General features: G+C 73.7%; 11 protein-coding genes. 5 read left to right on the plus strand and 6 right to left on the minus strand.

The annotated features are described in order from the left end of the window. Positions 1 to 370 precede the first annotated feature (370 nt). From WD794_05335 to WD794_05355, 5 genes are all read right to left on the minus strand, one after another. A complete protein-coding gene (locus WD794_05335; protein ID MEX2289734.1) occupies positions 371 to 1,312 on the minus strand; it encodes a glutathione S-transferase C-terminal domain-containing protein in 942 nt (313 codons plus the stop codon). After that, positions 1,309 to 1,590 (minus strand): Lrp/AsnC ligand binding domain-containing protein, encoded by a 282-nt coding sequence (locus tag WD794_05340; protein MEX2289735.1) that lies wholly within the window; start codon positions 1,588 to 1,590, stop codon positions 1,309 to 1,311. The genes WD794_05335 and WD794_05340 overlap by 4 nt, the downstream gene beginning before the upstream one ends. Continuing rightward, a complete protein-coding gene (locus WD794_05345; protein ID MEX2289736.1) occupies positions 1,587 to 3,467 on the minus strand; it encodes a DEDD exonuclease domain-containing protein in 1,881 nt (626 codons plus the stop codon). The genes WD794_05340 and WD794_05345 overlap by 4 nt, the downstream gene beginning before the upstream one ends. A 102-nt stretch (positions 3,468 to 3,569) precedes the next feature. Then, positions 3,570 to 5,240 (minus strand): hypothetical protein, encoded by a 1,671-nt coding sequence (locus WD794_05350; protein ID MEX2289737.1) that lies wholly within the window; start codon positions 5,238 to 5,240, stop codon positions 3,570 to 3,572. After that, entirely contained in the window at positions 5,237 to 6,526 is a 1,290-nt protein-coding gene (locus WD794_05355) for a tetratricopeptide repeat protein (protein MEX2289738.1), read from the minus strand. The genes WD794_05350 and WD794_05355 overlap by 4 nt, the downstream gene beginning before the upstream one ends. Before the next feature lie 148 nt (positions 6,527 to 6,674). Between WD794_05355 and WD794_05360 the strand changes: the two genes are divergently transcribed. The 5 genes from WD794_05360 to sepH all read left to right on the plus strand — a co-directional run bounded on the left by WD794_05360 (position 6,675) and on the right by sepH (position 11,017). Then, positions 6,675 to 8,549 (plus strand): DUF4331 domain-containing protein, encoded by a 1,875-nt coding sequence (locus WD794_05360; GenBank protein MEX2289739.1) that lies wholly within the window; start codon positions 6,675 to 6,677, stop codon positions 8,547 to 8,549. Positions 8,550 to 8,650: 101 nt separating this feature from the next. Next, on the plus strand, positions 8,651 to 9,058 hold the full coding sequence (locus WD794_05365; GenBank protein MEX2289740.1) for a hypothetical protein: 408 nt from the start codon (positions 8,651 to 8,653) through the stop codon (positions 9,056 to 9,058). A 40-nt stretch (positions 9,059 to 9,098) separates the two neighbouring features. Next, positions 9,099 to 9,347 (plus strand): hypothetical protein, encoded by a 249-nt coding sequence (locus WD794_05370; GenBank protein ID MEX2289741.1) that lies wholly within the window; start codon positions 9,099 to 9,101, stop codon positions 9,345 to 9,347. Positions 9,348 to 9,434: 87 nt separating this feature from the next. Next, positions 9,435 to 9,653, plus strand: a complete 219-nt coding sequence (locus WD794_05375; GenBank protein ID MEX2289742.1) for a hypothetical protein — start codon at positions 9,435 to 9,437, stop codon at positions 9,651 to 9,653. A 98-nt stretch (positions 9,654 to 9,751) separates the two neighbouring features. Then, positions 9,752 to 11,017, plus strand: a complete 1,266-nt coding sequence (gene sepH, locus WD794_05380) for a septation protein SepH (protein ID MEX2289743.1) — start codon at positions 9,752 to 9,754, stop codon at positions 11,015 to 11,017. A 65-nt stretch (positions 11,018 to 11,082) separates the two neighbouring features. On the opposite strand, the gene WD794_05385 is transcribed toward sepH, so the two are convergent. Continuing rightward, positions 11,083 to 11,382 (minus strand): thiamine-binding protein, encoded by a 300-nt coding sequence (locus WD794_05385; protein MEX2289744.1) that lies wholly within the window; start codon positions 11,380 to 11,382, stop codon positions 11,083 to 11,085. Positions 11,383 to 11,514 lie beyond the last annotated feature (132 nt).

The following is an 11,514-nucleotide window of genomic DNA, read 5'->3' on the forward strand; positions in this document are numbered from 1 at the left end:
GCGGGCCGTGGACGACGACCCCTCAGCCGGTCGCTTCCTGCTCACCGGGTCGGCCGCCCCCAAAACGGCCTGTTCGAGTCGTTGGCAACACTGGTCGTGCGCGTCAGCGCGCAGGCTGCCGAGGCCCGCGTGCGCCACTTCCGCTCCTGGCGCGGGGAGCGTGAAGTGGACCTCATCGTGGAGCGCGAGGACCACCGGGTGCTGGGTCTGGAGGTCAAGCTCAGCCCGGAGGTCGACGACCGAGATGTCCGGCACCTGCTGTGGCTCGAGGAGCAACTGGGCGAGGACTTCCTCGGAGGCGCAGTGCTGACTTCTGGCTGGGAAGTGGAGCTAGCGCATCTGGAGCCGCGCCCGCGCGCCGCGGTGGGCCTCAGGAGCCGAGGGAGTCGCGGCCGTGGGGCGCGGACCAGCCGGACAGGTTCGGCCCCTTGGGCACCACCCGAGTCGGGTTGATCTTGTCGTGGGTGGCGTAGTAGTGCCGCTTGATGTGGTCGAAGTCGGTGGTGTCGCCGAAGCCGGGCGTCGAGAACAGGTCGCGGGCGTACGGCCACAGGTGGGCGAACTCGGTCAGCTTGCGCTCGTTGCACTTGAAGTGGCCGTGGTAGGCGGCGTCGAAGCGGACCAGCGTCGTGAACAGCCGCACGTCGGCCTCGGTCAGCTGCCGCCCGACCAGGTACCGCTCGCCGGCGAGGTGCTCGTCGAGCGCGTGCAGCCGGGCGAACAGCGCGTCGTACGCCGCCTCGTAGCTCTCCTGCGTCGTCGCGAACCCCGCCTTGTAGACGCCGTTGTTGACCGCATGGAAGTTCGCCTCGGACATCTCGTCGATCGCCTCGCGCAGGTGCTCCGGGTAGAGGTCCGGCGCGTCGGCCTTGTGCAGCGAGGTCCACTGCGTCGACAGGTCGAGGGTGATCTGCGGGTAGTCGTTGGTGACGACGCGCTCGCTGGTGGTGTCCCAGACGAACGGCACGGTGGCCCGGCCCTGGAAGGAGGGATCGCTGCGCTGGTAGAGCTCCATCACGTACGACGCGTTGGTCACCGGGTCCCTGCCGCCCTCATCGAGGGTGAAGCGCCAGCCCTTCTCGTCGCGGATCGGGTCGACGACGCGCAGCGCGATCGCGTCCTCGAGGCCGAGCAGCCGGCGCACGATCACCGAGCGGTGCGCCCACGGGCAGGCCAGGCAGACGTAGAGGACGTAGCGGCCGGGCTCGACCGGGTAGCCGCTGCTGCCGTCGGAGGTGATCCGGTCCCGGAAGTGGTTGGCCTGCCGGACGAAGCTGCCGTCCTTCACCTCGGCGAACTGCGGCGATGTCACGACTCCATCCCGAGGGAGAAAGTGGCCTCGAGGTCGTGCTTGCTGTAGGCCTGGAAGGCGATGAGCGTCTGCGTGGCCTGGACCCCGTCGACCTTGTTCAGCCGCCCGGCGATCACCTCGTGCAGGTCCTCGTGCCGGCGCACCCGCACCATCGCGACGAGGTCGACGTCACCCGCGACGGAGTAGACCTCGCTGACGCCGTCGAGGTCGGCGATGCGCTGGGCCACCTCCGGGATCGAGTCGACGGCGGCGCTGACCATGACGATGGCGGTGATCACCTGGGCAACCTATCCGCGGGCGGTGCGGGGCACACGTCCTGCAGCCGACCCAGGGCGCGCGGGCGGGGCGCAGGGCCTGCCCCCGGCTCGCGCGCCGGCCGCGCCAGCGGGCGCAGGCCGCGCCGGTCATCGAACGGGTGAGCGGTCGCCCGCGCCTGCTGCGCCGCCTCCAGCCAGGCCCGCCGGCCGCCGGCGCCGAAGGCGGGGGAGGCCCAGGTCCCGTCGAGGCGGACCAGCCGGGTGCCCGGCAGCTCGAGCCAGCGCAGCACGGACTCCACCTCCTCGGCGGTGGCGGCGGGCAGCGGCCCCGGACCGGGCACGACGGTCTCGGCGGTCGCCAGCAGCGCATCGACGTACGGCCCGGGGCGGGCGCCACGCGGAACGGTGCCCGCGGCGACGAGCCGGCCGGAGCGGACGACGGCCAGCTCCCAGCCCAGCTCGGCGGTCGGCCGGGCGGCGACCAGCTGCGTGACCGCGGTGAGGGCAGCCAGCCGCTGGAGCTTGGCCACCGCGCGGACGAAGGCGGTGAGCCGATCCCGCTGGGCGGCGGCGTCCTCGAAGCGCTCGTCGGCGGCGAGCGCGCGGATGCGGGCGGTCAACGTGTCCACCACCGCCGCCGGGTCGCCCACGACCGCGGCGCGGTAGGCCGCGGCGTGCGCGGAGTAGGCCTGCACCGACTCGCCGTCGTCGGCGCCGCGGCAGGGGGCGCCGCAGCGGTGCATCTCGGCCAGGACGCAGGCACCGGTGGGCCGGCGTGGGGAGATCCGCGTGGTGCACTGGCGCAGCGGCAGCGCCTCGTGGACGGCCGCGACGGCGAGCTCGGCGGTGGCGGCGCGGCCGAACGGCCCGAGGTAGAGCGCCCCGTCGTCGAGCACCGCGCGGACCGTGGACAGGCGCGGGAAGGCCTCGACCGTCAGCTTCACCCAGATCGCCTTGTCCGGGCGCTTGCTGCGGCGGTTGTAGCGCGGGCTGTGCTCGGCGATGAGCCGCAGCTCGCGGACCTCGGCCTCCAGGGCAGTGCTGCAGACGACCGGGTCGACCCGCTCGGCGAGGCCGACCATCTCGGCCATCCGGCTACGGGTCTCGCTGGCGGTGAAGTAGGTCCGGACGCGGGTGCGCAGGTTGGTGCTCTTGCCGACGTAGAGCACCTGCCCGCGGCCGTCGCGGAACAGGTAGACGCCGGGGGCGGTCGGCAGCGCGTCGGCGAGGTGGCGCTTGCGGCGCTGCTGGGGCGTCACCTGGGCGGAGAAGGTCCGCAGCTCCTCCAGGCTGTGCACGCCGAGGCCGCCGAGCCGCGCGATCAGGCCGTGCAGGACGTCGACGGTGGCCCGCGCATCGGACAGCGCCCGGTGGTTGGGCGTCGTGGTGCTCCGGAACAGCGGCGCGAGGGTCGACAGCTTGCAGTTGGGCGCCTCGTCGCGGGTCAGCACCCGGCGGGCGAGCCGGGCCGTGTCGAGCCAGTCCGGCGCCGGCCAGAGCAGGTCGAGCCGCTCACAGCCGGCCTCGAGGAAGCCCAGGTCGAACGGCGCGTTGTGGGCCACCAGCACCGCCCCGCGGGAGAACTCGAGGAAGGCAGGCAGGGCGGCGTCGAGCCGCGGCGCACCGGCCACCATCGCATCGGTGATGCCGGTCAGGACGGCGATGAACGGCGGGATCGCCTGGCCCGGCCGGACCAGCGTCTGGAACTCGCCGAGCACCTCCCCACCGCGCACCTTCACCGCACCGATCTCGGTGATCTCGCAGGCGCGGGCGGAGCCGCCGGTGGTCTCGAGGTCGACGACGACGAAGGTGGTCTCCCGCAGCGGGGTCCCCAACTCGTCGAAGCTCGCCTGGACGGGAAGCTGACGGGGGACGGTCGGTGGTGGTGCGGCCGGCATGGGTCGGACGGTAGGCGTGGCCTGCGACAGGACCTGGCTGCGACGCGCGGTGTGGGCCACACCTGCTCGGACGCCACGGGCCGGTGACCCGGGCGCCTGGGGTCAGAGCAGGCCGCGGCCGCTCACCAGGCCGCGCAGCACCAGCCCGACGCCGACGACGATCACGATCCCGGCCGTGGTGACGGGCAGCAGGCGTACGAAGGAAGCAGCCCGCCCGCCGGTCCAGCCGCGGCGGTCGAGCACCGCCCGGGCGCGCAGCAGGAGCAGCCCGGCGGCGGTGAGGGTGACGGCCATGCCGAGGCCGTAGCCGAGGACCAGCAGTACGCCGAACAGCGGCCGGCCCAAAGCGTTCGCGCTGAGCAGCACCAGCAGGGCCGACGGGCTGGGGACCAGCCCACCGGCGACGCCCATGCCGGCCAGCGCCTTCCAGGACAGCGGCCCGTCCGGCAGCGGGGCATGGGTGTGCGTCCGGCCGCCGTGGCTGTGCGTGTGGCCGGCGGGCGTGTGGCCGGCGTGTGTGTGGCCGGCAGGTATCTGCCCGGCGGGCCGGACTGCGACGGCCAGCCCGCCGGCGCCCGGCCCACTCGTGTTCTCGGTGCCACCAGCGGCGTGCTGGTGCGGGACGGCGGCACCGAGATCGGCTGTGGCGGCGTGCGGGTGACCGCGATCGTGGTCGTGTCCGCCGGGCTCACGCGCCGCACGCAGCCGGCGCACCGCCAGCACCGCCAGGTAGCCGCCGACGGCGGCCAGCAGGACGCCGGACAGCACCTCGGTCACCGGCACCACCAGCTCGGGCGCGGCCAGCGCACCCGCTGCCAGCACCGCGCCCAGCGCCAGGACGCTGGCGGTGTGCGTGAAGGTCACCACCGCACCGAGCTGCAGCGCCTGCCGGCGGGTACCGCGCTGGCCGACCAGGTAGGCGGCCATCACCGTCTTGCCGTGGCCGGGCGCCATCGCGTGCAGCACGCCGAACAGCACGGCCGCGCCGAGGGACAGCAGCGCGAAGGCGGCCGTCAGGTCCGGCCGGGACAGGAAATCGGTGAAACCGCGGGTGAGTGAGTCGACACCGCGGGGCGCCACCTCGTCCTCGAGCCCCGCGGCCCCGGCCGCCGAGGTCGTGCACGCCGCGCCGGCGCGGACCGAGAAGGACGCCGTCGTCACGTCGACGGGGGAGGAGAGCAGGTCCTCCGGATAGCTCGTGAGCAGTCCGCTGGGACTGTCCGCTGGTACGGAGGACTCCTGCAGCGGACCGCACCGTGAACCTGCCGTGACCTCGCGCCAGCCGTTGCGGTCGAGCGCGACCGGATCGCGGAACGACACCGACGAGGTCGGACGGGCGGACCCGGTCAGCGAGCAGGTCAGCCGGGTGGTGGGCAGGCCGGCGGTGCCCGGCCGCGCCGCGCCGACCGATGTGGCGACGGTCAGCGGCACGGCCGCGCCGTCGACCTCGAGCGACAGCAGTGGCGCGATCCGCGCGCACTCCCGGCCGGCGTGCGCGGTCAGTTCTGCGGCCGACAGTGCGCCGTTCCCGTCGGTGTCGGCGCCCGCCCGGGCCTGGGCGAGCTGCACCGTCGGGATCTCGGCGAGGTCGACCACATGCGTGACCGCGACGCCCTCGGCGGTCACCACCAGCTGGTCGGCGGTGTTGACGGTGAAGTTGCCGAGCGGGTGCGCCGACGCCGGCGCGGCCGGCAGCAGGGCCAGGCCGACGCCGGCGACCAGGACCAACAGCGCACGCCTCGCCGCAGGCGAGCCGAGCAGTGCGCGCCTCACCGCAGCGACCCCAGCAGGGCCTTTGCCTCGGGCGCGCGCAGCGGGTCGAAGTCCGGGTTCATCGAGAGCGCCTTCTGCAGCGAGATCCTGGCCGCGGCGGTCTCGCCCGCGGCGGCCTCGATCGTGCCGAGCCGGTAGTAGAGGGCCGGCGACGGCAGGCCGAGCCGGACGGCCTGCCGGGCGATCGGCAGTGCCTGCGCCGACCGGCTGGCCTGGTGCAGCGCCCAGGCATAGGCGTCCTGGGTGAAGATCGACAGAGGCCGCTTCGCGTGGGCCTTCTCGGCCGCGACGACCGCCGCCGCCGGCGTCCCGTGGTCGGCCTCGAACAGCGCCAACTCCGTGTCGACGTCCTGGCCGTTCGCCGCGAACAGCCGCTGGGTCGCGCGGACCACGTCGTACTGCTCCTGCGCCTGCTCGCTCTGCCCGGTCGCCTCGAGCAGTTCGCCGTAGGCGACGAGGAATTCGGGCGCGGGCAGCCGTTCGACGACCGTGCGCAGCTCGCCGAGCGCAGCGGTGGTGTCCCCCTGTGCGGCCAGCACCTTCGCCCGGCCGGCCAGCAGCGGCAGGTAGGAAGGATCCACCGAGAGACCGGCCTCGTACGCCGTCCTCGCCGCCTCGACGTCACCGGTGTTCCACGCGAGCTCGCCCAGGTAGTACTGCGCGAATGCCTTGTCGGCGGGCAGATTCGCCAGCTGCACCGCCTCCTCGAGTGCGGCCCGCGCGCGGTCGACGTCGCCGCGCAGTTCGAAGGCGTACGACGCGCGGCTGGAGGTGTCGGCGCCCGGCCGCAGGTCGGCCATCCGCCGCACGGCCGCGAGCGACTCGTCGTAGCGGCCGAGCTCGTTGAGGGCGTCGCTGCGGACGGCCCACGTCGTGGCGCTGTCGGGGTTGACGGCCAGCGCCCGGTCGCTGAGCGCGACTGCCCCGGCGAAGTCGTGCCGGGCGGCGGCCAGGGTGGCCTGACCGGTCAGCGCGCCGTCGTCCTCCGGCCGCAGCGCGAGTGCCTTGTCGAAGGCACCCTCGGCCTTGGCGTAGTAGCTCGGGTCGGCGGTGAGCCGGGCCTGCTGTACATAGGCGCCGCCCAGGGCCGTCCAGCTGCGGAAGTCACCGGGGACGCGCTCGAGATCGGCTTGCAGCGCGGCGATCGAGCCGTCCGGCGCGACGTTGCCGGCCGGTTCGGTGCCGGAGGGAGCCGGCGGGCTGCCGGCCGCTCCCACGGCGAGCAGCGCGACGGCGGCGCCGACCACGGCGGCGCCGGACAGCGCGCGGCGGGTCCACCGCTGCATGGGTTCCTCCGGAGGTCGGCGTCGGTCGTCGCACTGCGTTCGTGCGAGCGGCGTCAGCGGTTGGGCCCATCCAAAAGTCCGTCCGGCGCGAACACCTGCCGGGTGACCGTTGCCCGGACCTGCTCGTCCTTCTCAACGTAGGAGCCTTATGACCCTGCCCTCACGGCGAGCGGCGCGACGTCGCGTCCTCGCCATCCTCACCGCAACGGCGACCGCCGCGGGCGGCGCCGCTCTGCTCGGCCCGGGGACCTCCTCGGCGTCGAGCCACCGCGAGGCGCCGTACACGCAGTCCGACCCGGGCGCCGACAACACCGACACGTACGCCTTCGTGTCCCCGGACGATTCGAACAGCGTCACGCTGATCGCCAACTGGATCCCCTTCCAGGAGCCCGGCGGCGGACCGAACTTCTTCCCCTGGGACCCGACGGCGCGCTACGAGATCCACGTCGACAACAACGGCGACGCCAAGCCCGATCTCACCTACCGCTGGGTGTTCCAGGACGTCGACAACCGCGGCACGGCCGAGCGGGGCGAGAACGACGGGACGTTCCTCTACAACGACGGTCCGGTGAACTCCTTCGACGACGCCACGCTGAAGTTCAAGCAGACCTACTCGCTGCAGACCGTCACCTACAACGCGGACGGCACCGAGCGGCCGGGCGTCCCGATCGTGCCCGAGGGCAAGGTGGCGCCGAGCAACGTGGGCGTCGCGTCGATGCCCGACTACGTGAAGCTGCGCAACGAGGCCATCACGAACACCGTGGGTGGCGGCAAGGCCTACGCCGGCCAGGCCGACGACCCGTTCTTCCTGGACCTGCGCATCTTCGACCTGCTGTACGGCGGTGACCTGTCCGAGGTCGGCTACGACACGCTGTCCGGCTACAACGTCAACACCGTCGCGCTGCAGCTGCCCAAGAACCTGCTGGTCGCGAACGGCGACGCCGGCAAGAACCCGGTCATCGGTGTCTGGTCGACCACCTCGCGGGCCAAGACCCGCGTCTTCGCCGACAACAACGCGACGCCGACCACGGGGATCGACGACAGCAGCGACACCACGACCGACAGCGGCGACTTCGTGCAGGTCTCCCGGCTGGGCAACCCGCTGGTCAACGAGGCGGTCGTCCCGGCCAACCTCAAGGACTTCTTCAACCGGTCCACCCCGGACACCGACGCGAAGTTCCTCGCCAAGGTGCAGGACCCCGAGGTCCCGATCCTCGTCGAGTCGATCTACAAGATCCCGAACCCGAACAAGCTGGACAACGAGGCGGCCAAGAAGCGCAACGACCTGGTCGCGGCCTTCCTGACCGGCTTCTCCAAGGACGTCTTCGAGGGCAAGACCTTCGGCGGTGCGGGCAAGGGCGTGCTGAACGCCGACCTGAACTCGCTGGACCTCAACGAGGTCAGCCCGGACCCGGCTCCGGCCGAGTACCTGCGGCTCAACGTCAACGTGCCGCCGAAGTCCGCCGGTGATACGGGCTACAGCCGGCTCGGTGCCGTCGGCGGCGACCTGTCGGGCTTCCCGAACGGCCGTCGCCTGCAGGACGACGTCGTCGACGTCGCGCTGCAGGTCCTCGAGGGCGTGCTGGTCCGCCCGGACGGTGAGCTCAAGACGGCCGTCGCCGGACTGGGTGACGCGGTGGACGCCAACGAGCGGGAGCGCCCGCTGTTGTCGACGTTCCCCTACATCGCCGACCCGCACACCGGCTCCGACCCGCGCAAGGGCCAGACACCGGTCAGCTTCGTGCAGAACTTCACCAGCGCGAACGGCGTCGTCACCGCCAACGCCACCCGCATCACCCCGGCGGCCAAGGGCGGCTTCGCCCAGCTCTACCGGATCAACGCGGACGGCTCGAGCACCGGTCTCGGCTCCTCGGCGATCTCCGCCGACGGCACCGCGACCGTCAGCAAGCAGTTCCGGGTCGCCCCGGGCACCCGCGTCACGCTGAACTGGCGCGTCTTCCCGGCCCGCGGCTCGGCCGCCCAGGAGAACCGCGGTATCCCGACCACCATCACGGTCAGGTAGCCGCTCCTCTCTCCGCACGACCCGCCGGGGCGGTCCCTGTACGAGGGGCCGCCCCGGTGGCGTGCCACCCTGCCCCGTCCCCCCTTCCAGGAGTCCCCGCCGTGCGCCCGTTCACCGCCGTGTCCGCCGTCCTGCTCACCGCCGTGCTGGCCGGCTGCGCCGGCTCCGGCCCCGACGTGCCCGAGGAGTCGGCCTTCGCCGAGGGCACCTGTCGCACCGCCGCGCCCGACGTACGGGCGGTGGGTCAGTCGCTCCCCGAGCTGGGGGAGGGCGGTCGCGTCGACCCGCAGGTCAGGGACGCCCTGCGCGAGGCGCAGGACCGGCTGGACGCGCTGGCGGACGGCGCCGAACCCGCGCTCCGGCCCGCGTTGACCGACCTGGTGCAGAAGATCGGCATCGTCCGGATCCGGGCCGACGGCAACACCTACGAGCCGCAGTTCGGCGACGGGCTCACCTCCTCGTACGCGCAGGTGGTCCAGCTCTGCACCGGTGCGGGCGCTGCTGGCTAGGCTCGGTCCCTCCGTCCCGACTCGCTGATCGGTCTGCACGTTGCCCGTCCCCCAGCCAGGCCCCGACTCCCGCTGGCGCTGCACGCTGTGCGGCAACCTGACGCGCTTCGACGTCACCCGGTCCACCCGGGCGCAGGAGTACGTCCACGTGGACTTGGCGGGGCAGCAGGTCGTGGAGACGCGTGAGGTGTTGCACGACCGGGTCGAGCACGTCGTCTGCCGGTGGTGCAAGGCGGTGGACGCGGTCGAGGTGGTCGGCCGTCCCGGGCTTGTCGGACCGCCCTCGTAGGTGGTCGCCCGTCCCGGACTTGTCGGACCCCGCTCCTAGCGTCCGCCGGACCGGCACCACGCCGGCCCGACTTCCCCGGAGGACGCTGTGCTCATCGACTGCGACGGCTGCGCCGTGCGTGACCTGGCCTGTGGTGACTGCGTCGTCACCGTGCTGCTCGGCGCGCCCCCGGGCGCGGTGGAGGTGGACGACAGCGAGCGCCGCGCGCTCGACGTGCTGGCCGACAGCGGGCTCGTGCCGCGCCTGCGGCTGGTGCCGCTGGGGCCGCCGGGGCCGGATGGACAACGCAGGAGCCAGGCCTGCTGAGCGGGCGGCTTTTGCCAGCGCGCTTGTGATCCGGCCCCGCAGCCGCGAGACTCCCGGTCAGCCGGGACGCCCCCTGTCCCGGCGCGGACGGAGGAGCGGTGCGCGAGCTGCACGTCGTCGCGGTGAGCGAGGACGGCCGACACGTCGTGCTGGCGACTGGCAAGGGGGCGCTCCGCGGCGACTTCCGGGTGGCGATCGACGACCGGCTGGCCGCCGCCGTCCGCGGTGACCTGCCGCGACCGGGCGAGGTCGAGCCGCCGGCCGTCACCCCCAAGGAGATCCAGGCCAGGCTGCGCGCGGGGGAGTCGCCGGAGCAGATCGCGACCTCGGCCGGCGTCCCCCTGAGCAAGGTCGAGCGGTACGCCGGTCCGGTGCTCTCCGAGCGGGAGCGCGTGCTCGGCCAGGCGCGGGCCGGCTTCGTGTCCCGCAGCCGGTTGGGTGCCTCCGCCCTGCCGCTCGGCGAGGCCGTCGATCGCCACCTCGCCGACACGACCGGCGTGCGACTGGAGACGGTGACCTGGTCGACCCGCCGTGAGGAGACCGGCACCTGGCTGGTCGAGCTGTCCTACGTCTCGCAGGCCCGCCGGCGCAGCGCCGTCTGGCGCTATGACGTCATGCGCCGCGAGGTGACCGCCACCGACTCGACCTCCGCCGCCCTGGCGCACGTCGAGCCCGCCGGCCGACGGTCACGTCCGCCGGCACCGGCACCGGTGCCCGTGGCGCAGGCTCGGCGTGCTCCGGCCCGGTCGGCCCGCTCGGCGGCACAGGATCGTGCGGCGTCCTCCACCCGCTCGGCGGCCCCCGGCCGCACGATCGCGGCGCGACCGAGCGTCGCGGCCGCCCAGCCCACTGGCGGTCGTCGGGCGGCGGCTCCGGCGCCCCGGGCGGCCGCGGCCAAGGCGGCAGAGGCAGCGGCGGCCAAGGCTCGGCAGGCCGAGGAGGCTGCGGCCAAGGCTGCAGAAGAGGCGGCGGCGGCAGAGGCCGCGGCCGCGGCCAGGGCAGCAGAGGAGGCCAAGGCGGCGGAAGAGGCCAAGGCAGCAGAGGAGGCCAAGGCGGCGGAAGAGGCGGCGGAAGAGACGAAGGCGGCAGAGGCGGCGGCGCGCAAGACGGCGGACGCCAAGGCGGTCGCGGAGGAGGCGCCGGCCGGTCCGCCCACGCTGCGGGTGGTGGGAGCCGAGGCCGATCCGGCTCCGTCCCGCCGCGGGCCGAAGGAGCCGCCCGCGGCCGCGCGTACGGCGCCGGCCCGCGCCGCCGGGCAGCGCGCCAGCGTGCCGGGCTGGGCGGACGTGCTGCTGTCCACCGCACCGGTCGCCCGCCCGGCGGACCCCAGGCCTGATCCGGACCCGGAGCCCGATCCGGACTGAGCCTCGACCCCGACTGAGCCCGACGCGGATTGAGCCCGACCCGGACTGAGCCCGACTGGCGCAGCTCACTGGTCGAGCAGCCGGTCGACCTTCTCCACCTTGGCGGTGAGCTGACCGGCATGTCCCTGCCGGATGTCGGCCTTGAGCACGAGCCCGACCCGCGGCGACCGTGCAGCCACCACCTCCACGGCGCGCTTCACGACGGCCATGACCTCGTCCCACTCGCCCTCGACGTTGGTGAACATGGCATTGGTCTCGTGCGGCAGCCCAGACTCCCGCACGACCCGCACCGCCTCCGCGACGGCCTCGGACACGCCTCCGGCGTCGTCCCCCGTACTCGGGCTGATGCTGAAGGCGACCAGCACGATCCTCTCCTTTCCGGATGCCTGCGGCACCCCGGCCAGCCCTCATGATGCCCCGACCAACTGGTCTCCCGAGGTACCCGGCGCCGACTTGTCGATCTCTTCCTGATCGCCCGGCGGAGCTAGTGACGGCGT

The organism is Mycobacteriales bacterium, assembly GCA_040902655.1.
Lineage (GTDB): Bacteria > Actinomycetota > Actinomycetes > Mycobacteriales > SCTD01 > SCTD01.

Excerpts from the sequence above, each read along its gene's own strand:
- WD794_05355 (MEX2289738.1), bottom strand. The coding sequence starts at position 6,526 with ATGCAGCGGTGGACCCGCCGCGCGCTGTCCGGCGCCGCCGTGGTCGGC.
- WD794_05360 (MEX2289739.1), top strand. The coding sequence starts at position 6,675 with ATGACCCTGCCCTCACGGCGAGCGGCGCGACGTCGCGTCCTCGCCATC.
- WD794_05345 (MEX2289736.1), bottom strand. The coding sequence starts at position 3,467 with ATGCCGGCCGCACCACCACCGACCGTCCCCCGTCAGCTTCCCGTCCAG.